Here is a 21917-nt window from a genome sequence, read left to right on the forward strand (position 1 = left end):
GTCGTACCGTCAAAGCTTACATTGCCTGCGGACGCTTCAATAAGCTGGGTGAGCTGTTCGTATACAGCGCCTTCCTGGTTGGTGATCTGCTCCACAATATCGGAAGGGACATCCACCAGGGTCGCCGTACCGTCCTCACTCGTATAGGTATAGGTGCCGTCGTTATTGTTCACCAGGGTAGTAATCGTTTCATTGGCCTGTACCAGTTCGGAGAGGTCAATGACCTGGGTATCCCCGTTCTCGTCTACATAGGTAAATTGGTTGTCTGCCGGATTATAGATAATCACATTATCCGGCAGGTCTCCGCCATTCACATCTTCTGCAGATACTACCCGATGCCAGCTTTCTGCATACCAATAATAGTAGCCAGGTTTAACATCTGCCGTACTGGCCGTATTAAATACCAGCAAACTCTCCACATTGCCATTGGCAATCGTAGTCTGGTCCCGGGCTCCCGTAAGGGCAACCCGCGGGATCAATATCCCCTTATCTTCTGCCACAACATCCAGCTGGGCCGAACTGTCTGGTAAGGGCGTTCCGATACCCACCTGGGCATGCCCGTAATAAACAACTACCAGAAAAAAAGCTAAAGCGTATAGTCTCTTCATAAGTCAGAATTAAATAATTATAGTTCAACACGAAATTTGAGTTTCCTTTCTTTATGGAACTACCAACCCCCCTACCTCCATTCTGAGAAGGGAATCACATTTTCTACTTGACCAAGTGGTCTTTTCAAATGGAAGCGCAAACCTAACCTGATGTCTTTCCAAATCAATGGAATGGATATCCGGGAATACATTTGGGGTGGTGCATAAGTATTACATTTGGGTTACTGATATTATGTTTAATAAAAATCACCTGTTTTTATTATGACAAGATAGTTGTCCACGGTGTCGGGGACTTATAACAGGAGTTAATGGTCAATTTTGAAAAAACAAGCTAACTGATTCCGGGGCTATGCGTAGAATTAGAATTGGTTAGTATTGTATATCCTGAAAATTTAAGAATGTTAATTTATTCTTACAGTTATATATTCCTTGTCATATCATATTTCGCGATCCCTAAAAATTTAACAGGAATGCGATCAGATGACACATAAAGCAGATCAAACACTAAAAAATAGTTAATATTTTCACAATGTTTTAACAATAATAAATGTAAAACAGAATATCAATAAAAAAGGTAGGGGACATCCTATTATTTTATCCTTATTTATATTCCAGTTTTATGAGTCTTGATCTAACGGCATTTGGAAGAAATATATGATGCTGTTTTGCATCGGTACTATACCGTAATAAAAACATAGGAGGAGGGTTTGAAGCATAATAACTGTTTAACCTCCTCTGTTTTTAGGGGCAGTGATATGGCTTACAGCATTTCCCGGACTACTTTGTCGCTATCATTACCCTTTTGCAGGAACAGGTACTTTATCTGCTCGCCAACGGGTGTATCCTGCGGGGGCTGGCAGGGGGGCTTTTGTTATGAGCCAGTACAGAATAATATTATAGACAGGCTATCAAAACAGAAAAATTCCTATTCAAGAGAAGGTTATGTTTAATTTAATTAAAATAAAAAAAGAGCAGTCATATCAATTTTACGGCGCCACTTATTTGTATCCATGACCCTGTAGAGGCTTTCAATGGATATTTATGTGCCGCTATGGTTTATATGGGCAGGGCTTTACATACGAGTGAAGAGCTAATAATCTAAAATACCAGCCATTGTACTGAAATATTTACAGGGACCCCAAAGCTTTTTATTTCCTATTACATAAAATCGTTTTTTTGCTCTTGTGAGCGCTACGTTTAACATATTAGGCTTTTGCGAAGCCCAGTTCCTGGCCCCTGGAGATTTAGGATTACCTCCCAATACCAGAAAAACAATATCCGCTTCTTTTCCCTGAAACTTATGTATTGTCCCGCATGAGATATTTTTCTGTGACTTAAATTCATTCAAACAGAAATCGGCGACGGATTTAAAAGGTGAAATAACATAAATTTTCCCCACGTACCCCGTTTGAAGCAAGTCACTTATCTTATTTTTCAGAACATCAACCTCTTCAGGAATCACATGTTTTTTATAGGGTGTGGACGAACATTCAACATGAAACCATTTTGACACGCCAATAAATTCTGTAGTTGAATTTTCAGGGACTGCATTCACCATCTGGTTACTGTACGCAATTTCATTGACGATCGTAAACATAGGGTCATCACACCTTCTATGTGCACGGAGGGGAAAGCCTGCCCATATTCTTTCTTCTGAGTTTCCTATGTCCATATAGGTTCCTAGATAAGACGCTTTATCGGCCAACTGCTGAACAGAAACTTTGTGAGGAGACCATCCTACTTCAACACGGTGTTCATTTCTCAACTTCGTAACCAGTTTCTTGGGTATGGTTACAACCGGTTCTACTTGCAACGGGTCACCAACAATTACACATCGTTTTGAGCGATGAATTAGGCCCGCTACCGATTGGGGAGTGGCCTGCCCGGCCTCATCAATAAGCAGCCAGCCTATTTGTCCTTTATTTATCTTGGGAAACAATCTACTGGCAGATGCCAGTGTAGTAGATGCTACAGGCACACATAAAAAGAATGTATCCCACAGGTTTTGAGACATTTTAGAATCTACGGTTACCCAACCGGAAATCATCTCGAAAAATGCCGTTAAGTTATTTCGGATACTTTTTGCATTCGCCAGAATGGCATCGTGGTGTAGCCGGGTAGCTGTTATAAAAATATCGCTTCTTAATTTTGCTATTTTAGGAGAATGATAAGGGTTGAGAAGGTGTATTTCCTCCAATTTCTTTTGCAGGAATTCAATGTTGAACAGATTTCTTGTTTCTATCCCATATTCCTTACATAATATTTCCTGCAATTTTTTGTATTCCGAGACGAACATATCAAGTTCGGATAAATCACTTTTGTTCTTTTCCTGTTCGGAATGAAGTACTTTGGCGCTGTCATTATTCATGGCCAGTTCCTTTCGTATACGCTCTAATATGGAATTAATCGATTTTAGTTTATTGATCAGCTCTTCGGCTTCCGAATTCCATTTTTTAAAATTAGAGGTGGAAAATAATTTTTGAAAAAAGAAAAACGAGGGCTTACGCTGCATTTGCAAATTCAACAATGATTGCAATCTGTCAGCATCTTGTCTGGTTGTGTTCTCTTTTTCCAAAAGACTTTTCTCCTCAGTAGAAAGGTCGGACAATCTGGCTTCAACCCGGGTAATTTCTGCTATACGTTGTTCTTTTTTTTCTATGTTGCTGATATACTCCGGTAGTTGTTTATGAAAAGAAGAAGCCGTCTTTTTGAACGCATCAAATTCTTTCAGCAGGCTTTTGAGTTTTTTGGATTGAATATTAAAGGATTTACGATGCAGGAATGTCTGGTCATTCTCAGGATCCCGGTAGATATTATATAATAAATCATTAAACCTAATTTCTTCAGTATCTTTTTTGGATTGCCAGAAAGCTTCTCTAAAAGCGTTTCTGTTTTTAGCGTTACCTAAAGCAGCGGCTAACGCTCCCCAGCTTTCGTCATCAATTATTGATTGGGAACAATCAGAGAAATAATCGGCATCAGGAAATGTGCTTGTATCGATTTTACTTTTAAGAGGAAGTTCCTTGCTGATATTTTCTACAGCAGCATTATTGTTACTGGCTACAACTATACCAAAATCACCCTGGAGCGCTTCTTTAAGATTGTATGTATATCGGTCATATCCCGATTCTTTTTCGATTTTACGATACCCGCTTTCAAACAGCGCATTGCATCCCAAATCTGAAATAACTTTCGCCCTTTCAACTATAATCCCAGCTATGATATCCAGTAACAATGTGGTTTTTCCTGTGCCGGGAGGACCATTAACTCCCTGTAAACCTTCATTCCCTTTAAGATTGGAAAAGATTGTATTGACCGCTCCTGCCTGTGCTGAATAAAGCCCGTATTCTATTTTAGACGGCCACCTTCCGGCGGTCATCAAACCGGGGTCAATGGTCTGGAATAACAGTTCTTTGTTTTTAATTAAATCTTTCCTTTTTTCTATAGAAGGGTTAAGAGTTAAATAAGATTGAAGGGCAATGCCTAACTGGTTTTGTTTTATAGAGGAAAGATAATTTAGGTCATCCAGAAAGAAACTGTTTAAAAAACCGGTATTGGGCTCACTGTCTTTAGGAACTAGTTCTTCCAGGATATAAATTTTGATGTCTTGTTTCCACCACCCGGTGATATTTTCCAGGTAATCAATTTCCCTTTTGAGATGTTCCCGAACAACAACTTCCCCTTGTGGTAATTCCTCCGTATTGTCAGTGGCTATAAAACCGTACCTGTCGTAAAAATCTTCTTTTGACCTTTCCAGTGCTTCAGGAACAGTTGAAAGCTTTTTATTTTGCTCCAAAGCCCTAATCCCAAAAGTATAGCTGGCCGTTATATAACTATCATACTGCGGGCAACCCTTTTCGTCTAAAATCAGGGCAGACAGGCAACTAAACCCGGTAACAGGCTCTTCCCAGTCATTAACTGCCTCTATTTTCAGCAAATTGTTAAGATGTTCAACAATCACTTTTTTGTCAATTTTCCCAAAAATGAGCGTGTAACGCCATTTATAATTTTTCCTTCCCGGCCTGTTTTCTTTAAACCAGGGCAAATCAGCGTTAACTTCAAGTAATAGGGAATCTTTGTTGAAATCAGGAAGATTGAATATCTCGACATCTCTCCAGAATTGCAATATATCTTGTTGTTTCAAATCTCTAACGGGTGAATTATGTTTACCCGTAAATTTAATGTTTTTTACTAACCTTTGTATGCTGGGATCTCCGGCAATGTTATTGCTTCCTATTGCATCTGCATATTCTGTTCAACCTTAAGTCTTGTTTCTTTGATTTTATTCTTCGAAAGGATATCTAATAATATTTGCTCGTCAGTGACAATAAAGTGTTCTATATCATTTACTCCACATTTCCATAACTCTAGGTATTCACCACGATTTAAGGTTCCCCCTAAAACTTCTGCTAATTCTCTAACTGAAGGAGGAACTCCCAACTCTAATCTTAAAAGCACATGAATAATGTTCAAGCCTTATGGACTAAAAGCACTCAAACTGCTCATTTTAAGTATTTTTAAAAACTCCTCTACTTCGACCAGGCTCAGCACAGCGCCTTGAGATCAAGGGAGGTGATCCCGATTGAAATCGGGATCGGAGGGTTTGAAGTCAGGTAAAAACTTAGGATTTCCCCCTGGTCATTGATAATCAAATGCAGTTTGATCCCGAAAGCTTTCGGGACAAAAAACGAGCCCATAGTGGATTTACCTTTTGCGGCCAGCCCTTTCAGGACCTGGTGTTGCTTTTCCCGTTTGACATGACAGACCTTGACCGTTGTTGAATCAATAAAAGAGATCCCCCTGCAAGTCCCCAAAGCATTGGTTTTGAGAAAGACCATCAAAGGTACCATGATCCGTTTGGAACTTTGCACAAAGCGTTCGTAAGAGACCAAATCCGGGAAAAGATGGTTGTAATGTTTGGACAGATACATCATATAAAAGGATTTAAAGTCATTAATGCGACTTAAGTGAAAGCAAATCAGAATGGTCATCATCTCACTGTCGGAAAGCCTGCTTTTTCGGTTTCTTGACTTCCCGGTGGCACTTTCTAAGCGTAATTGTTTGATTTCCGCTTCAAAAAGTTGGGTGAAATCGTCAATTTGCACAAAAATTTTCGTAATTTTATCTTCGTTCACGGGAGTGAAATTCAAATCATAACTATATGATATTCAATTACTAATATAATTGTTTTACTCCTTTTTTATGTTAATATTACTTTATCTCTTATCCATTATTCACGTTATATTAAGTATAACGTACAAAGATTGCCAACCATCAGTGCCTTTTATCTCTCTTCAATAGGGATCAACATTTTTTCAACTAATTACCTTCAGGGACCATCCGGGAGGAAACCGGTTTGCCGGGCTATTTCAACAAGGGTTTTTTAATGACCGCCAATTTTCCCTTCAGGGTTTTTACCAACGCCAATCCGCCGGCAAAGTCAAAGGCCTCACTAAATTGCGGGGAGACCTGCAAATTCCCGTAAATATCGATATAGCCCCATCCCGATTCTTTGCCTGAAACGATCCTTACAGCCAATAACCCCTCATAAAAGCCATACCTGCTGTCATATATACAGCCGTAATCATTGCAGAGCGGAATGACAGAGACGACCTCGCCCGAAGTGTTTAATACGTGTATGCTGCCGTCCTTGTTATCCTGTTCTTCCCCGTTAACCTGAACGAGGGACAGGCCATTCTTAAAATCATAAGGTTGCTGGTGATAACGTGCCTTTAAAATCACCTTGCCCTTTTTGTTCATAAGCCCCCATTTCCCATCCTCCATATATACTGCTACACCATCGTTGAAATTGTTCAAGTTGGAAACGTCTGTTTTAAACAGCATATGACCAAGCGTGTCAATAACATTGTATTCATAAGCATCATATTCAAGCTTTTCAGCCAGCTTCCTAACCAAATCGCTTTTGTATTTGCGTTTTTTCTTTACTTTGGCCTTTACAATGGCCACCCCGTCAGAGAAATCGAAGGCCCGTTCGTATTGTGGAGGAATCTTCCGGTTCCCGGATCGATCCACATACCCGGCAAGACCGTTTTCCCAGACCAACAGGCGGCCACTGTTTAAGCTCCCGGGGTCATCCCCGGTATAAGGGGAATGAAAAAGAACCTGGCCGTTTTTGTCTATGTACATCCATTTATATCTTCCAGATTTATCTTTCCCCTCTGATACCGCAGCCATTCCGTTTGAAAAATCGCGGGCTTCCGAATACATCAGGGGGATCGTCGTATTCCCTTGTTTGTCAATATACCCGTACTTGTACCCGTTTGCGGAATCCCATACGGCTACTGCCGCCAGGCCCTCACGGAAAGCATTGGCTTTATCAAATTCAGGGGCGATCACCCGGTTTTGTTCGGCATCAATATACCCGTTAAGTATTATTCCACGGGCACTGAATGCAGCCCGTCCTTCATAAAAACCGGACAGTGACGTATATTCGTTTTCCGGAGGTATGGCATAATCAGGCTCCTGCGCGGATAGGGTATTGTATTGTATAAAACACAGCGGCAGCCAGAATAGCTGGCATATACGCAGTGTGTTGTATAGACGCTGATGACGACTCATAAGGGGTTATATATAATGGTTGACAATCCATATTTAATGTTTAGGAGTGACATCCTCATTAAGGGATATACTGATGGTGTTTGTGGTGTTTCTTTTTATTACCATCCTGTTACTAACAAGTTTCTTGCTGCTCGTTCACTGCATTTCTGATATTTGGAATAGGCTAATGCTGCTCTTCTCCTTATGCTTTCGTTGGTTTCGGCTTTTGTGTAACCCGTTATGGCATCGTGTATGGTATAAGCTTCCGGGGCCATTAGCCCCGTAGTCCATACAAGCGGATTTACATTTGCATTTTTTAAATGAGGAGAAAAATAGCTTTTGCTGTAACAGGCCAGAATTATGATATCCCTTTTTTTGTTATCCTTGTTATTGAACGGCCCTTTCAACCGGAAGTCCATAAGCCCATCATGACCGATATATGCAATCAGTCCGGAGTTCCCGGAAATTCCAATGACCCTGTCGTCAATGACCAAGGTGTCTTTAAGCTGTCCGCAACTGCTTTGTAGAAAGTCTTTCGTGCACTGCTTAATATGTTTTCCGTCATAGGCATCGGCCACCAGGTAAAAATTTTTGTTTTGGTGTTTAAAAACTAGCCTCTCAAGTATTATGGAATCTGATTTTTGCTTTTTGACAAGCGCCCACTCCTTACTGTTCTTGAAATAGGTCCGAACTCCAAAACCACAACCCCAGTATAAATTATTATGAGGGTCCTGTCCATTGCCGATTTTGGCCGGAACAGGAACAATACCTTGATATTTATTGTCGCACAGCGCCACAAAAATGTGAATGGTCTTGGATATAGTGTCAAAAGGCTTGGAACTTTGCTTTGTTTCTTTTTCAGCTTTTGTGGTTAAAGCGGTCAATTGGGGTGCATTATTGGTCTGACAGTTACAACCAAGAACAGATAAAAAAAGTACTACTGTCAGTATTTGATATTTCTTCATTCCCGTATTTTTTGCATTCTTTTCTCTTTAAATGTTGTCAGATGCTAACAGTTTTGCAACAAATCATCTATGGAATCTCTCCAGAAATCTGATTCGGTAAAGATATCCGGATTGATTTCCTGAAATGCCTTTTGCAGCTCTGCTATGTGTTTTGGGGAGTATTTAGCATCGGCAATTCCCCTTTGCCCGAATTCCGCCCGTATTTGTTCATTGATTTTTTTATACGCCACCAGGCATCGGGCCAGTTCTGCCACATTCTTATTTATGATGCTGTCAAGCTGAAACTTATCTTCGTGGTCCAGCAACACAATCCGGTCATTGGTCCCGGCATCCATACAAATGGGGTTTCCCGCCCCGTCGACACCAAAAACCCAGTACTTCCCGGCATCGGTACCGAGACTGTGATAACCGTTATAGTATTCGGAAACCGTACGGAATTTTCCACCAAAGTCCCCTAATCCGAAACTGAGGAACGGGGCGGCATTCTCAGGAAAGCCTCCCTTTAAGAAATCTTTTGTCGATACGGATAAAGTCGTCCGTTTTAGTTGTTCAGGACTGAACTCAGTCCACCCGAAAAAATCATCCGGTTTCCATTCTTTTTTAAATTCTGCTGCTGTCATTTTTTTATTCTTTTTCCATACGGACTAAACACTTAAAGCCTTGATAAATCCAAGGTGGGTGTATCCGGATTACTTTTAGCCTTTGTTGCAACGGTTACCATTGTTGTACATAGTTATATATGTCCATCGTTCAGTTGACTTCCCAATTTGTTTTCTTTTACAAGTTCCATATATTTTACCTTCAAGTCATTCATTTGATGAAATCCGTCCATTTTTAAATCAAACTTTTCCATCATCCACTGTTTAATGGTTTCAATATCTCCTTCTAAAAAATCGTTCTCGTCTTTATCCAATTCATTACATGTTTCAAATTCCGTTACATCATTAAAAATTTCGTCTCCTTCATCTAAACTCCGGATTAAAGTAGCTTTATAATTTAAATCACTTTTTTCGAGCTTAATCCAATCAAATGTTCTACTTTCAAAATACCAGTAAACTTTTACAAAACAGGCTAATTTTCGTCCTAACTTAAGATAAAGTTCAATTTTGTTCTCAGGTATAGTTTTCATTGCTATATTCTATTTAGTCATTGTTTTTTCTATACGGGCTAACCAAACTTTTAACTCTCGATCAGTCCGGCTATAAAATGATCCAAATTATCATCCAACGGAAAACAACCAAAATCAAAATCGAAGTAATACAATCTACCGCTGTTCTGCCGGCCATATCCTATACCAATTACGGCTTCTCCCAACGTGCCCAAAAACGGGAATACCTTATATGTATGAAGGTAAGGTTTAAACCTGTTCCAGATAGCATTCAGTTCGTTTTCCGGGAAAACCTCTTCGATCGGTATATACCGGTCGGGGATATCACCGAGTCCCTTATAACCGGCCAAATCAATCTTTTCGGATAAGAGCCGGGTGTGCAAAGGCTCTTCCCATATCCTTTCAATTAAGTGTTTAATGCCCGACGGTATTTCTTCCATTGTTTAAGTTTTAATTTTACTGACTGAAGGAGAAATTACCAGATCGGGCCGGAACAATGAAAGCCCCTTGATAAAATGCCTTTGGAGGGATTTCCTGTTTATGGTTACAGATGCAAAGGCCACATCCGTATTTGCAAAAGGAACCCTGGTTTTACTACCTTTCCTAAACACTTTCAAATAGGTAGTAGTCCCCATCATTCCGTGCTCTCCCATATAAGAATAGGAATCCTCTGTAAAAATATCGTGTTCGTAAGGCGAAGGAGCTTTCTCCAATTGTGCGTACAAAATGGAATCTGTAGCGTCATTCAGCTTTTCGTAATGAATCCCCGAACGGTCTACTCTTATTTGTGTTATGGCATTGTGTTTTGCCTTTTTAAAATGCCAGATTAACAATACGGTGATCAATACGTAGTACAGGCCCGAAAGCAGCAAACCTCCGTTACTGTCGGAGCGTGCTTCCCGGTAAAGTAAAACCGGCGCCCCGTATAAGAGGGCGGCAATGGGTAAGAGCACAAACAGTGCAAAAATTACCCGTACCATCCAGGTCCAGGTACGATGAGGACGGGATACCATTTCGGGAAAGTTGTCTTTGTCAACGGTAGGTTTCATTTAATGATGCCTTTTTTCGATGTTTGTTTTAAGGTCAGTTAACCGCTGCTTAACGTTTGCCTGTAAATTACGTGTTATGGTTCCGGTAAACAGGTTGAACGGAAACCTAAGCAAAAATGAATATAGAAAAGCAACTTCTGTTTTATTGTTTTCAATTTCCTTGAATGTCCAAGAACCTAAAAAGGATTTAAACATAAACGGGCCTTCTGTCATTTTGATTGCGGTTACCTTTGGTCGATTGAAAGTAACATATTCCGTCACCATGCCAATTCCATTTTTAGCCACGCAATAGGCTTTAACTCCTTTACCAGCCGTTGTTGCACCTTCAATTAAGTCTGCCTTCTTTAAAAAAGTGTCCCATTTTAGTCGTTCATTATAATCCTGCGTAAAATCAAAAACTTTCTCTGCTTTTTCGCCAATTAGAATAGTTTCAGTAAATTTTATTGCTGCCATTTATTCTGAGTTTTGTTTAATTGACGTCAACAAATAACGTTGGAAAGATTTTAAAATTAGTCTTGCGGGAATATTAAATAAAAAATGTAATCGCCTGTCAATACTATAAGTTGTAGTTAGTTTTAAGGTTGTGGTTTGCTCTTTAGTTATCAGATAATAAGCACCTGCCGGAACTTGAAAAACGCCTTCCGAAAGTTCGAAAAAGTAACAGACCCTGAATTCTTTTTCAGGATTAAATGTAAATGAATATTCAATCAAGGGTCTCCAAACCAAAATTTCCTGTACAAACTTTTTCCCGCTGTCGAAATAAGCAATTCGCCTTCCGCCCTGGCCTTCTGACAGCATTTCTGCCTTTAGTGGTTTGGGTATATCGAGAAGTCTAAAAATAACCGGATCGGAAAACTGTTCTATTTTGACATTGGTAATATTATCCCAAATGGTTTCAGGTTGTGCATTAATTTCTATCACAGAAGAAATCGTACTTTCCATATGCCTTTTACCGGTTTTCAAGTTTGTTATCTTTTTAACTGTTTTCAACTCTCACATCAATTTAAGGTAATCCGTAGTTCCATACCAATATACCGGAATACTTATTAAAAGAGCTATAGCTATGGCCAGGAGCAAGGCATAACGGCTTCCCGCTACTTTAAGGAAAATAAACAACCGTATCAACGAATGCACGATAAACAGTGCTAACGGAACCAGCTCTCCCCCGGGCTCATATTTAAGCAACATCATAAACAGCCAAAAAACGGACAACAGAAAAAGGTATTCTGCGGCTATAACTATACCTATCAACACCCGGTTTTTAACAAAAAGTAAAGGGATATAAAGCAGGAAGCCGAAAAATATCCAGGCAAGACTCCGGTCCGCGGCATTAGTAGCGACCATAAGGATGATAGTTAGTGCGGAAACCGCTATAACGGTATAGAAATATGGGGTGAGTTCGTCTTTATTTTTCATATCACTGTGTTTATTCCACCATAAATATTTTGGGATAACCGTCTATTGTTTCCGGGGAAATGTACTCGTCAAACTTTCCGTTGGGAACAGATTGATAATAGTTGTTTAACTGTGAAAGAAAAACTGTCAGTGACGGGGCAATAACATTCCGGTTGTTATCGGCGTGCCAAAACTCAATGAGTTGTCCTTTTCGCCCTGTAAAGACCCCTCCTGTGTCATAACAAATATAATCTCCACCGCCGTTATGGAAAACGGGGATCCATTGTTCATTCCACCAGTTCTCCACATCAAAATCAAACCCGATCATCGAAGTCAGTTCCGCAGCTATATCCAATACCTCTCCTAAAGGAATAAACATCGAATTATTGACAAAAGCCTTGTAGCAGTCATTCTTTTGCCCGTTTTTCCATTGGTACAATGCTTTTAAGTCACCCGGAAGCTTTACCTGGTATTTTTCTTCTAAATGGCAGATTTCGTTAATTGTCAATGGTGGTTGCAGGCACCGGAAATAGTCTGCCCGGTTTTCTTTCAACCTGTGTTCCAGGTTTGCCAATGTGGTTTCCATATCCTTTCTGTTGGTTTGTTATGATTAATACACCTTAAGTTTACCATCGGGCCATCGTCCTTCCCAGCCACAAGGCAAGTGGCCCGATTGATAGACCTGAATAAGGTTTTCATAAAAAAATGGTGGCCGTAGCCCTCTCCGGTATATACGCTCCATAATGAAATGTACGGTGTCCCAGCTGACGCATTGGATGATCAGTTTACTATCAAAACCATGTACATCCGGAAGCTCCGGCAGGATATGGGTTTCCACAAATTCCCGGGCTTCCTGTGCATAAGTATTCCAATGATGAAAATCACGATGGTTGTTTACAGACAGGCGCGCGGTGATTTCATTGGCAGCTTGTAAGGTTACATCTTCCCATTCCGGGCTTTCCAGGTGTCTTGATGCCACGCTCACCGTGGAAAGGGTCACCACGTCCCGGTCTGACGAGCCGGCGCCGGTCCGGCTCAGCCAGTTGATATCCAGCAGGGTGTTTTTAATCGTATCCGGAATGGTTATTTTTTGCATAATTCTATCTTTATAGGTATACTTACATATCCCCGGTTCTTGCCATAACATCGAAATCTATCGTACCCCATCCTTCTTCCAGCTTTCACAGGCTTTGACAAATTCATTGGTCAGCCGCACAGGGTTTGCCCGTTTTACCCAACCGATGGTTTTATCCGAATATTCCAGCCTGTGCAGCAGTACCGGGATGCTTTTCCCGAATTTCCTTTCAATTACTTTTTCACGGAACAGGCGTTGGATTAAGAGAATTATTACATCGATAAACTCCCGGTTAAAACCATTTCCATACTCCAATAGCTTATCGAACAGTGCTTCATCTTCTTCGGCTTCATCTTCTTCGGCTTCCTCATCTTCCAGATCCGAGTAAAAATAAGGTGTTTCCCTAAACCACGATTTCAACAGCTCATCATTTTCACCACCTATTTCTGCTATATCGTTTTGTAACCAAAAAGCATAATTCCATTTGGCTTCCATTTCGCTTGAGGCATCCGCAACTCTGTTCCGGTAATTTGACATTGTGTTATAGCTCAGGATTATTTTCGGGTGCCTGGGGTTGTCATCCTCGTTAGCATACCAAAATGATATTGCATAGATATCCGCCACCTCCATATTTGCAATCGCATCCAATGCCTCCTTTACGCTGTTTATGCCCGTTTCTATAAACTTTTTTTTGCTTCCATCATCAGATTTATATGATGTGTTTGCCTATGGATTTATGCGTTAAAAGCCCTTCCCACAAGTGAGACCACAAAGGGCAGAACTATCAACACAACCATGAGAATTAATCTTATAAAATGCCAGACCGGGGTTTTGGCATTTTCCTTTAGCCTTTTGTACTCGGTTTTCAATTGTGGAGAAAATTCCCGTTTTCTCCACGCATATTGACAATGCCTGCTCTCCGCAACCCCTGTTTTTCCAACAGGAAATAAAGGGATCCAAAAGAAGTGAAAATACCTGCCGAAAACATTTACAAAAGTACTCCCTTCTGTTTTACAATGTCGGCATTGCAGTCCGCGATGTGATGAAGAAAGCGTTTGTAAGTGTGTGCTCCTGATTCCGTAAAAAAATATCATTTTTCTGTTTTAATAGGATTAAACTTTTATATCGATGTATACTATACCGTTTCCAATAAATTTATCCATTTTAAAGGTGTGATAAATGTGACCGGGGCATCAGAACGCTTCACCTCTTTCAATCGCTATCAACATGCAGCCGGTGCTGTCCGCAGTTTACACATTGAAATAAATAACCAACCAAACTACCGTCTTTTGATAAGTGTTTCTTAATCAATTCAGCTCCATAACCGCTTTTTTCTATATCCTCATTCAGTTCATCCATGAGCGGTGCTATTGTTTTCGTATCGGCATAGCCGATAAACGCACAAGGCTCATTGCAATGGGTCGGCCAGACTTCCTGTTGCCAGGAGGTATAGCTTGGTGTTTTGCCGGTGATTTCGAGCAATAGCTCCTCGGGTATTGCCGGTGCTGCATCGTTCGGGTTGGGCGATACGCCCTCTATACCACAATAATCATTAAATTCCCCGCTGTACTTTTCGGCGGCTTTCCCGTTTGCGATGCACCAGGGACAGATATATTCCGGTTCTTCTCTGCTGTAAAAGGAGCTGTTGTATTTAAGGTTTCTTTTTTCATTGCATACATCACAAACTCCCTCCTCTTTGTCAAAAAGGTCAAGGTCAAAAGCGTTCGGGCTGTACTTGAATTTCGGTAATTCCATATTTCCTGTTTATTTCATGTGTATATTTTTATTGTTTCTCAACAGTCACTACCTGTCCCGAAACATTGAGGGATGGAACACCCATATTCATGCTTGTTTGTGGTAAAAGAAACTTTATCATGGGTGTTTCATTATATATCTTTTAGGGTACCCCTTTATTACCCTACTCGGAGCTTAATATATCCCGGCGGGATGTTTATCCTATTCTTTACCCCCCGGTTCAAGGCTTCCCCCAAACTTTTTTGTAGGTGATCTTCTTTACCTTCCACTGCCCATCGGCAAACACCAGTTCGGCAAGGTGAAAAAGCATCAGGGGAGCGCGTGGCATCTGTTGGCGTTCCAACCACAAGGATTGCCGCTCCGTCTTAAGCCGCCATTGTCCTATAAAGGCGGTGCTGTCCGTTATGATGGGGTGGGAGTACCTTTGAAGTTCCTCAATGAGATACCCATATGCTTCCGGAGATTGCTGTTGTTTCAAGGCTTCGATTAAGCGGAGTTTGAGCTGCTTCAGGCCGCCAATGGTCATTTGGTATGTACTGTCCTTATAGGCAATCAAAAGGGTATCCTGCATAGGGTTATCTGATATTGGTTCATGTTTTTGTTCTTTGTTTTGCGCCGGTATAAAAGCGCATAAACAGATACTGAAAAAGAAAAATATGCCCCGTGGTTTTTGATACATGCTGTTACCTTTCATAATTTATGCTAAAAGCATATGATTCCCGCTGCCTAAAGCATAAATAGTCAAACCCATACAAAGAATGGTAAAATAGCTCCCGCGCATGAAATATCCTCCTTCCTTTTTCTCAAAATCAATCTTTTTCATCTGTCATTTTTTGTAGATAAATACACATCGTTCCTTTTAAAAACCCGGCTTTCCAACCGCTCAAAACAACAGATGCCCTCGCGGTAATCTTTAATGTTATCCGGGGGGACGCTATGGATATTGCTGTCGTACCCGTTATCTTTTTGGGTGTACAGGACCACGCCCACTTGCCCGTTTGCCATTTTTTTCACATCAAAATGATAGAACTCAAATTCCCCTTCCCCGGTTTCTTCGTCATAACCTAACTGTGTGACCAGACTGATACGTGGACACTTACCTTGTTTATTATCCGGTTGCCGGAACTGATAGCCCTGGTTTCCCAGCCAAAGGTCGTCGGCCTCGTCATTGTAATAATCGCTGTATTTGTCCCTGACTAACGGAAGGGCCAGAATGGTCTCAATTTTTTCTACTGATACCGTTTGCCTGAATTGCGCATGCCAATATTCCATTTCACTCCATTCCTTTAACAGGTCTTCCCAAAGAGGCTGGGTCATCTCCCCGAATTTTCTATGTGCCGGCAATGCGGGGTCATAACCTTCCCATTCGGTCTCTTTGTCTTTTATTAATGTACGGCAATATATCGCTATTTCATGTCGGTCTGTAAGCCCCTTCAGCCGTTCCATTAGGTTTGGTTTGTACATTTCATAATGGATGACCAGCGCTTTGTCTTCTTTCTGGAAATAAACCACTTCCGAGCAAGGTTCTTCCTTGACAACCAGCACCCGTTTAAAAATCCCGTCACGCCAGTATTCCAGCCGTTGATTGCGGTTTTCCGCTCCTTGGGGATGAATATGATCGAGAAACAAGGGCGACTCCCGGAGGCGTTGCAGGTTGGTGTTGTTGAATTGGTGGCTTTCAAATACAAAGGGGACTTCTTTCCCAGGCGGCGGGTATCCCTTCGGGCTTTCCAGCAGAACAGGTAAACCGGATGCCAGTCGACTGATGATCTTTTCGGCAAGAAGCCAGTCTTTCCAACTGTACAGTTCATCCTCAGGGTCTTCTTCCAGGCATTCGGGCCTGAAGAGCGCCTCCAGTTGCTCCCGGTCAAATTCATCTTCCCTTTCGTCCCACAACCAATGTGCTACCCGGACCCGATCCCCGGTCTCAAACCGCTTGTGGTCAAAATTATAATCGGTACTGATAAAGACCGGTACGGCGATCTCACCGGCCACGACCAGGTCACCGTGGTTATAATCGCCCCAGAACAGGCCTTTTACATTTAAATCGCCTGTTACATAAATTTCTTGTCCGCCCGCTACGATATTATCCGCTTGCAGGTTACCGAGAACAACCAGCCCCGTGGCGCCATCGGTTTCCCGGTTGTAAATGTTGCGGGTGTTGAGGTTGCCGTTTACCGCAATGAGATAGACAAAGGGCGGCTCTCCTTCCGGCAGATCACCGGGCTTATTAAAAGAAAGGGTTTCCCATATATTGTCAAGGTCAAGGTCTTCCATCTCCCAATCCCCCTTTTCCGGCCGGTCAAATCCAAGGGTCAGCACCCATTCGTCAGGGTTCCCGTCCGGCGGATGCTGCGCGAGGGCATCCCGGATGGCATCCTTGTCTGCCTCATCCATCCCGGGCATCTTGTAGATTTCTTCGACGTTTTCGGCAAAGCGCCTTCGATAGTCTTTAGAGTCGGAACTTTGCCGGTAATCATGGTTTTGGGCAGCAGCTGTATCATCAGGCAAAAGGTGCCTGATCTCCGATAAGCGTTTGAGTTGGAAGGGAGGTGTTTTATTCATCTGTTTTGCTGTATTTTTTTAACCGGATTTTTAACGTATCTCTACCTATCTTCGGTTTCCATTTCAGATCTACCGGGCCGTAACCTTCTTTCTCAAAACGTACTTTCATTCGCGGCCAAAGCGGGTTGTCTATCTTATAGCTTGAAAACCTACCCAAACTATCGGTTTGCGGCGGCCGGATAACCCCGTAAGGGCCTATGGTATCCCGCAACGCTTTTTTTCTGTCATATCGCCTGTACGCTACCCCGGGAACAGGTTGCCCTGTTTCGGCATCTACCACATAGCCTTGCAGGCGTTGCATACTGTCACAGGAAAAGAACCCGAACGCCAAAGCAAGTAATAACCACAACAGGCCAGCCCGGCCTGTCCTCGATAGCATCGTTTTTATTGTATCTGTAATTGTTACCAATCTACCGCGGGTTTCTCTTTTTCCTGCAGATCCTTCACTTGCTCGTCGGACAACTTCACAGAGGATACGGTCTTAAAAACCCCATCTACCAGCTTTAAAGTAGTGGCATTTATTTGGGGTTCCTTTGCATATGAATAATCTGGATACACGTACTCGTTGAAGGTAATCTCGTTGGTTTCGGAGTTAAATTTCAAATCAATATAATCTCCTCTACGAACTTCGATGACCAGGTAATCGTAGGAATATTTTTCTGTGCCAAATGATCTTGATCCTTCTTCAAAACAACTGCCGCAGCGAGTCAGGCTATCGCCTTCGATCTTAAAAATCTGTACCACCTGATGTTTAAACCCGGAACCGTGTGTACCCGACCCGAGGGCCAGGTAGTGGGGTTTACCGTCAATGGTCAGGGTATGGATTTCATAGGTATAGGAGTCTGAATAGCCTCCTCCCTCCATTTCATCGACGGAGAACGGAGAAAATTCTTGAACGGCCACCCGGCCCGTTTCGGTTTTAAACTGCCCGAATACGGCAATATGGTGCCAATTTCCAGTATCCTGCTCGTCCCAGGAAAATATCCTGAATTTCCCGTCATCAGTGGTAACGTTAAACAGCTTCTCTGACAGACTGTCGAACGGGTATTTTAATGTGCCGGGCTTTGTCAATTCGGTCTTGAGCCGGTTTTTGAAAAGGGGAGCCAGGCTGTCAAACCTTATCTCAGGGCTAGCCTCCATCATCGTTACATAATTACGGGTCAGGGATTGGTCCAGCTTTGTCAGTTTTGCTTTTGGAGCGCACGAAGTCAGGCAGGTTGCCAATACAATGAGGGTCAGTACAGGTGTTTTTAAGTTCATTATTATGGTAGTCATAGATTTATAAAATTCACGACTCTAAAAATAAATATTGACTCCAACAGCGCGAAGTGTTATCAGGATTAAAACTAACAAAATGAGTAATACGGGCATTGCTCCCAGCACACAAATGGGGATGGCAACGATTTTTTGAATCGGGGCCCGGTGAGCTTTTTGACGAAAAAGAAAAAAGAGCCATATCGTTGTCGGAATAACCAGGAAAAGAAGTGCAAGCACATCCCTGTGGCGGCCGTATGGATAAAACAGGCCAAAATAGATCATAACCGCCAGTGTAACAAATGGTATGGGAACCAGACTGTAAAAACACAGGCGTTTGTTTATTAAACGAAAGATAACAATTCCTCCCAAATAGAAACACACGCGGGATAAGAATTTCAATACACCCGCATCCGTGTCCCCGTTCTTCATTAAGTTGAAAGGGGTGGTTTCAAAGACATTCCCGATCTTTTCCTTTAAAAGAACAAGAAGTATGATTACTGACAAGATCAGCATTGCACAACTTGTAATGATACTTATTCGCTCACTTACATATTTCTTCTGAAATGTATTCATTGATTTCCATTGTCAGTTGGACCCTGCAGGCAGGGATGCACGAATTGGTCCGGCTTTTTCAGTTTTGTTTTTTGTCCGCACGAAGTCAGGCAGGTTGCCAATACAATGAGGGTCAGTATGGGTGTTTTTAAGTTCATTTATGTCTTGATAACTGATTCGTTATTTTCTTTTACACATAAAGCTCGTCTTCAATATTAGTTGTCTTACCCAGGACTTCCGTTAATGTTTTTCCGATAAAAACAGCACTTTCGTAATCCAGGTTACCAGCACTTGCCGCCACAAGATGAATATGCCTTGTATCCCGGAAATCGTAAGCGTAAAACACTCCTCCACCGTTAAAGGCAATCGGGAGGAAACAGGGAGCCCATTTCGGGAAGCCGTAAGCAAAATAGAAATACCTGATGCCCCGGAGGGAGAAATAATCAAACTCCCGGTCTCCATTGATAATCGTCCCGCCATTGGAATACCATAGTAACTTATGGAACTCTTTGGGTAAATAAAGTGAAGCCGGGATATTCACTTTCTCATCCGCCTGAAATCCGGAATACAGTTCTTCCATCTGCCAGACTTTGATTTCTTCTGCAATTAAAGGTTTTGTGAAATAGTCTGCTCCGGGCGTTTCGGTAAGTCCCGGTTGTTTATCGTAAAATCTAAGTCTGTCGTACCACATTGTTTTTTCAGATTTTACAGGCATTGGTATACGCTCCCGTCAAATGAGCGGGGTTTGCCCGTCTTTTCCGATCGTCTGAACTATTTTCGGTTTGTATCATTCCTCTTTTGAGCGAAACCCTTTTATAACCGTTCCTTCCCGGTATTTCTTCTCTTGTGCTATTTGCCCGGCGAATCCGTTGCGGACATCATCAGGGAGCACAGCCAGGTCTCTTCACCAAAATATGATCACACAAACAAAACAGTAAAATCCCGCCAATACCGGTCATAAGCCCATATTCAGGTGATTCCCAAATATAAGTATTGCATTGGCCGGATAAAATCATTATTTTCAGGGATATTACCGGCCCGGGATATCTATGGGATATCCCGAAAATCCCCCTTAATTCCGCTCTCCTACTAAAGTTATAACACTTTTTGCAGGGATCAGAACGGTCCATTTCCCGGATTCTTCTTTAGTTACAACAACTTCTTCCTTCCAGTGTACTGTACTGTTATCTCTAGTCTGGTATCCTTTGAGCTCATCCGTATCAAACCCCGGGTTTAAAGTAGTACGGTAGGCATCACTTCCCCGGTTGACTATAACTACGGTCATTTTTCCCGTATCGGGGTCCCTGTAAGCCGAAGGCAACAGGTCCTCGGGATGCTTATTCACCTTAGCCCCGAACCTTATATAACCGGGTTCGATATCTCTGGAAAAATGCCCCATGACATCGTATGTTTTAGGGAATTTCAGGGAACCGTTGATATCCCATATCAATGCCTCATTATTATCATTATCTAACATCCCAAGCCAATACACATAGGCATTTATACTATTCCCTTCCAGCGTAAGGAATTTATGCATCTGGGTTGCCAGTTTCAGTCCTGCAGACATCGATGCATCGCCCCCTTTACCAGTTGCCTGCTGCGAATCGTCACTGGCTTCGGTGAGCCATACCTTTTTATCACCCGTTGAGAAACTCCACGGTATGGGATCTGTATTTAAATCCCCATGAGTTTCCCTGCTCAGTGCTTCATTTAATGCATTATACCAACTCTCGAAATCTTCGGTATTCTCGGTTGCTTCTTCTACACGTACTAAACGCTCTCCTATATGCATCATTATCTCCTTATAACCATGCCCTGCATAAATATCTATATTGCTTCGGTCCATATTATTCAAAAATAAATCATTGGTTGCCCAACCGGCATTCTCAGGCCCTATGATCTTTACGTCCTGCAAACCTTCTTTATCTAAAGCAGGCCTGAGGTCATCAGAAATAAACCTGCCTAAATCGCCGGGCATCCAGAATGCATTTACCCATTCGCTAACCACATTATCCGGTTCGTTACTGGGTGAAATGGCGTCAAATTCTATACCCATTTCCTTGTATGCATTTACAAAACCTGCTAAATAACGGGCAAAATCAGGTCTTTTCTCAGGGTCTACTCCGTTGGCAATAAGCTTCTCTCCTTTTATATAGGGTTCAAGTATCTTTATTGATCTTTGAGCATCTTCCAAATTTGAAAATCCCGGAATTTCCGGTAATTTTACTTTCGAATGCCCCTGCGTGGAATCCAGTCTCATATACAATGGAGGGGACCATGCACTGGCAAGTTTAATGGGAACCTGGTATTTCTCCTCGACATTTTTTAATATCCAGCCCTGGGCAATTTGTTGTTTCCGGATCTCACCGAGGGAATGGTAGATACCACCAGGGCCCGCGTTTATTTCAGCATTGCCGGGTACGGTCACCTCTCCGCTATTTTCATCAAACGGATATTCATAAAGTATTTCAGCCCTGATCATATTTAACTGTAATCCACTTGGGCCCCATAAATATTCAATAATACTATCGCGGTTTTCAGATTCATAAAGCGGTTTTGCCCTTCCGGCAAAAGTTCCGAACCCGTCAATCTCCTGGTAGGTTTTGTCCCAATCGAGGGTAATTTCGGTCGAAGGATCGTCTATTTCCGTTATTATTTCATCTTCCCCGGTCCGGGGTGCACAGCCAATAACCATGAAGGAGATAGACAGGATCCCGACGGCATGGCCGAAAATTCTTTTTGACTTCATTGTATAAAATATTTGGTTCATAAAAATTGATTGATTTTCACGATTATTTCAGAGACTGTCTAAGTTTTATCCCTTCGGCAAGCTCAGGACATCGCCTTTGGTTCCTTTATTCTGCCGGCACACCAGCTGGCCCCTTCACTAAAAACAGCTACTAGCTGTTTTAGCTCACGAAACTTCTCATTTATATCAAGGTGTTCGTGAATCTTCGATTTCTTAACGTTCGGTCCTGCCATGCTTCAGCTATTTTTCGGTCCGTAGCTATGGCTATACACCTCTTGCCC

The 21917-nt window shown here is 42.0% G+C and carries 24 protein-coding genes and 1 pseudogene; all 25 read right to left on the minus strand.

Features of this window, described 5'->3' with window-relative positions; all coding sequences use genetic code 11:
- Positions 1–608 (minus strand): phage tail-like protein (locus ACVBDU_RS12755; RefSeq protein WP_514372382.1); only part of this gene is annotated, 608 nt, incomplete at its 3' end.
- A 1090-nt stretch (positions 609–1698) separates the two neighbouring features.
- On the minus strand, positions 1699–4752 hold the full coding sequence (locus ACVBDU_RS12760; RefSeq protein ID WP_447180144.1) for a DEAD/DEAH box helicase: 3054 nt from the start codon (positions 4750–4752) through the stop codon (positions 1699–1701).
- Between the two features lie 89 nt (positions 4753–4841).
- Positions 4842–5066, minus strand: coding sequence for a hypothetical protein (locus ACVBDU_RS12765; RefSeq protein ID WP_148044341.1), 225 nt, complete (start codon positions 5064–5066; stop codon positions 4842–4844).
- Positions 5067–5215: 149 nt separating this feature from the next.
- Positions 5216–5743: pseudogene (locus tag ACVBDU_RS12770) on the minus strand (transposase); the annotation flags it as partial.
- A 229-nt stretch (positions 5744–5972) separates the two neighbouring features.
- A complete protein-coding gene (locus tag ACVBDU_RS12775) occupies positions 5973–7187 on the minus strand; it encodes a WG repeat-containing protein (protein WP_123217820.1) in 1215 nt (404 codons plus the stop codon).
- Between the two features lie 98 nt (positions 7188–7285).
- Positions 7286–8131: a hypothetical protein gene (locus ACVBDU_RS12780; protein ID WP_240643156.1), complete on the minus strand. Its 846-nt coding sequence runs from the start codon at positions 8129–8131 to the stop codon at positions 7286–7288.
- A gap of 44 nt (positions 8132–8175) precedes the next feature.
- Entirely contained in the window at positions 8176–8751 is a 576-nt protein-coding gene (locus tag ACVBDU_RS12785) for an SMI1/KNR4 family protein (RefSeq protein WP_123217819.1), read from the minus strand.
- Between the two features lie 113 nt (positions 8752–8864).
- Positions 8865–9260 (minus strand): hypothetical protein, encoded by a 396-nt coding sequence (locus ACVBDU_RS12790; RefSeq protein ID WP_123217818.1) that lies wholly within the window; start codon positions 9258–9260, stop codon positions 8865–8867.
- Positions 9261–9310: 50 nt separating this feature from the next.
- Positions 9311–9679: an SMI1/KNR4 family protein gene (locus ACVBDU_RS12795; protein WP_123217817.1), complete on the minus strand. Its 369-nt coding sequence runs from the start codon at positions 9677–9679 to the stop codon at positions 9311–9313.
- 3 nt (positions 9680–9682) lie between these two features.
- Positions 9683–10288 carry a hypothetical protein gene (locus ACVBDU_RS12800; RefSeq protein WP_123217816.1) on the minus strand — a complete coding sequence of 202 codons (606 nt, stop codon included), beginning with the start codon at positions 10286–10288 and terminating at the stop codon, positions 9683–9685.
- A complete protein-coding gene (locus ACVBDU_RS12805) occupies positions 10289–10741 on the minus strand; it encodes a type II toxin-antitoxin system RatA family toxin (RefSeq protein ID WP_123217815.1) in 453 nt (150 codons plus the stop codon).
- Entirely contained in the window at positions 10742–11278 is a 537-nt protein-coding gene (locus ACVBDU_RS12810) for a hypothetical protein (RefSeq protein ID WP_148044339.1), read from the minus strand.
- A gap of 3 nt (positions 11279–11281) precedes the next feature.
- Positions 11282–11704: a hypothetical protein gene (locus ACVBDU_RS12815; RefSeq protein ID WP_123217813.1), complete on the minus strand. Its 423-nt coding sequence runs from the start codon at positions 11702–11704 to the stop codon at positions 11282–11284.
- A gap of 10 nt (positions 11705–11714) precedes the next feature.
- A complete protein-coding gene (locus tag ACVBDU_RS12820) occupies positions 11715–12269 on the minus strand; it encodes an SMI1/KNR4 family protein (RefSeq protein WP_123217812.1) in 555 nt (184 codons plus the stop codon).
- Between the two features lie 24 nt (positions 12270–12293).
- Positions 12294–12779 carry a hypothetical protein gene (locus tag ACVBDU_RS12825; protein WP_447175807.1) on the minus strand — a complete coding sequence of 162 codons (486 nt, stop codon included), beginning with the start codon at positions 12777–12779 and terminating at the stop codon, positions 12294–12296.
- A 57-nt stretch (positions 12780–12836) separates the two neighbouring features.
- Positions 12837–13406 carry a hypothetical protein gene (locus tag ACVBDU_RS12830; protein ID WP_447180145.1) on the minus strand — a complete coding sequence of 190 codons (570 nt, stop codon included), beginning with the start codon at positions 13404–13406 and terminating at the stop codon, positions 12837–12839.
- Between the two features lie 564 nt (positions 13407–13970).
- Positions 13971–14513 carry a CbrC family protein gene (locus tag ACVBDU_RS12835; protein WP_123217809.1) on the minus strand — a complete coding sequence of 181 codons (543 nt, stop codon included), beginning with the start codon at positions 14511–14513 and terminating at the stop codon, positions 13971–13973.
- Between the two features lie 220 nt (positions 14514–14733).
- Positions 14734–15084 carry a hypothetical protein gene (locus ACVBDU_RS12840; protein WP_447180146.1) on the minus strand — a complete coding sequence of 117 codons (351 nt, stop codon included), beginning with the start codon at positions 15082–15084 and terminating at the stop codon, positions 14734–14736.
- Positions 15085–15210: 126 nt separating this feature from the next.
- Entirely contained in the window at positions 15211–15336 is a 126-nt protein-coding gene (locus tag ACVBDU_RS12845) for a hypothetical protein (protein WP_447175803.1), read from the minus strand.
- Positions 15333–17078 (minus strand): hypothetical protein, encoded by a 1746-nt coding sequence (locus ACVBDU_RS12850; RefSeq protein WP_447180147.1) that lies wholly within the window; start codon positions 17076–17078, stop codon positions 15333–15335. Before ACVBDU_RS12850 ends, ACVBDU_RS12845 begins: the two co-directional genes overlap by 4 nt.
- Entirely contained in the window at positions 17071–17457 is a 387-nt protein-coding gene (locus ACVBDU_RS12855) for a hypothetical protein (protein ID WP_447175801.1), read from the minus strand. The genes ACVBDU_RS12850 and ACVBDU_RS12855 overlap by 8 nt, the downstream gene beginning before the upstream one ends.
- A gap of 23 nt (positions 17458–17480) precedes the next feature.
- A complete protein-coding gene (locus ACVBDU_RS12860) occupies positions 17481–18353 on the minus strand; it encodes a hypothetical protein (protein ID WP_447180148.1) in 873 nt (290 codons plus the stop codon).
- A 21-nt stretch (positions 18354–18374) separates the two neighbouring features.
- Positions 18375–18908, minus strand: a complete 534-nt coding sequence (locus tag ACVBDU_RS12865) for a hypothetical protein (RefSeq protein ID WP_123217806.1) — start codon at positions 18906–18908, stop codon at positions 18375–18377.
- A gap of 169 nt (positions 18909–19077) precedes the next feature.
- Positions 19078–19578, minus strand: coding sequence for an SMI1/KNR4 family protein (locus ACVBDU_RS12870; protein WP_148044335.1), 501 nt, complete (start codon positions 19576–19578; stop codon positions 19078–19080).
- A gap of 381 nt (positions 19579–19959) precedes the next feature.
- A complete protein-coding gene (locus ACVBDU_RS12875; RefSeq protein WP_447180149.1) occupies positions 19960–21636 on the minus strand; it encodes a glycoside hydrolase in 1677 nt (558 codons plus the stop codon).
- Positions 21637–21917: the final 281 nt, after the last annotated feature.

It is taken from the genome of Sinomicrobium endophyticum, assembly GCF_052983315.1.

Coding starts and splice junctions, on each gene's coding strand:
- ACVBDU_RS12875 (WP_447180149.1), bottom strand. CDS start 21,636: ATGAAGTCAAAAAGAATTTTCGGCCATGCCGTCGGGATCCTGTCTATC.
- ACVBDU_RS12820 (WP_123217812.1), bottom strand. CDS start 12,269: ATGGAAACCACATTGGCAAACCTGGAACACAGGTTGAAAGAAAACCGG.
- ACVBDU_RS12855 (WP_447175801.1), bottom strand. CDS start 17,457: ATGCTATCGAGGACAGGCCGGGCTGGCCTGTTGTGGTTATTACTTGCT.
- ACVBDU_RS12845 (WP_447175803.1), bottom strand. CDS start 15,336: ATGAAAAAGATTGATTTTGAGAAAAAGGAAGGAGGATATTTCATGCGC.
- ACVBDU_RS12805 (WP_123217815.1), bottom strand. CDS start 10,741: ATGGCAGCAATAAAATTTACTGAAACTATTCTAATTGGCGAAAAAGCA.
- ACVBDU_RS12850 (WP_447180147.1), bottom strand. CDS start 17,078: ATGAATAAAACACCTCCCTTCCAACTCAAACGCTTATCGGAGATCAGG.
- ACVBDU_RS12860 (WP_447180148.1), bottom strand. CDS start 18,353: ATGACTACCATAATAATGAACTTAAAAACACCTGTACTGACCCTCATT.
- ACVBDU_RS12785 (WP_123217819.1), bottom strand. CDS start 8,751: ATGACAGCAGCAGAATTTAAAAAAGAATGGAAACCGGATGATTTTTTC.
- ACVBDU_RS12800 (WP_123217816.1), bottom strand. CDS start 10,288: ATGAAACCTACCGTTGACAAAGACAACTTTCCCGAAATGGTATCCCGT.
- ACVBDU_RS12775 (WP_123217820.1), bottom strand. CDS start 7,187: ATGAGTCGTCATCAGCGTCTATACAACACACTGCGTATATGCCAGCTA.
- ACVBDU_RS12815 (WP_123217813.1), bottom strand. CDS start 11,704: ATGAAAAATAAAGACGAACTCACCCCATATTTCTATACCGTTATAGCG.
- ACVBDU_RS12870 (WP_148044335.1), bottom strand. CDS start 19,578: ATGTGGTACGACAGACTTAGATTTTACGATAAACAACCGGGACTTACC.
- ACVBDU_RS12825 (WP_447175807.1), bottom strand. CDS start 12,779: ATGCAAAAAATAACCATTCCGGATACGATTAAAAACACCCTGCTGGAT.
- ACVBDU_RS12835 (WP_123217809.1), bottom strand. CDS start 14,513: ATGGAATTACCGAAATTCAAGTACAGCCCGAACGCTTTTGACCTTGAC.
- ACVBDU_RS12865 (WP_123217806.1), bottom strand. CDS start 18,908: ATGAATACATTTCAGAAGAAATATGTAAGTGAGCGAATAAGTATCATT.
- ACVBDU_RS12795 (WP_123217817.1), bottom strand. CDS start 9,679: ATGGAAGAAATACCGTCGGGCATTAAACACTTAATTGAAAGGATATGG.
- ACVBDU_RS12780 (WP_240643156.1), bottom strand. CDS start 8,131: ATGAAGAAATATCAAATACTGACAGTAGTACTTTTTTTATCTGTTCTT.
- ACVBDU_RS12840 (WP_447180146.1), bottom strand. CDS start 15,084: ATGCAGGATACCCTTTTGATTGCCTATAAGGACAGTACATACCAAATG.
- ACVBDU_RS12790 (WP_123217818.1), bottom strand. CDS start 9,260: ATGAAAACTATACCTGAGAACAAAATTGAACTTTATCTTAAGTTAGGA.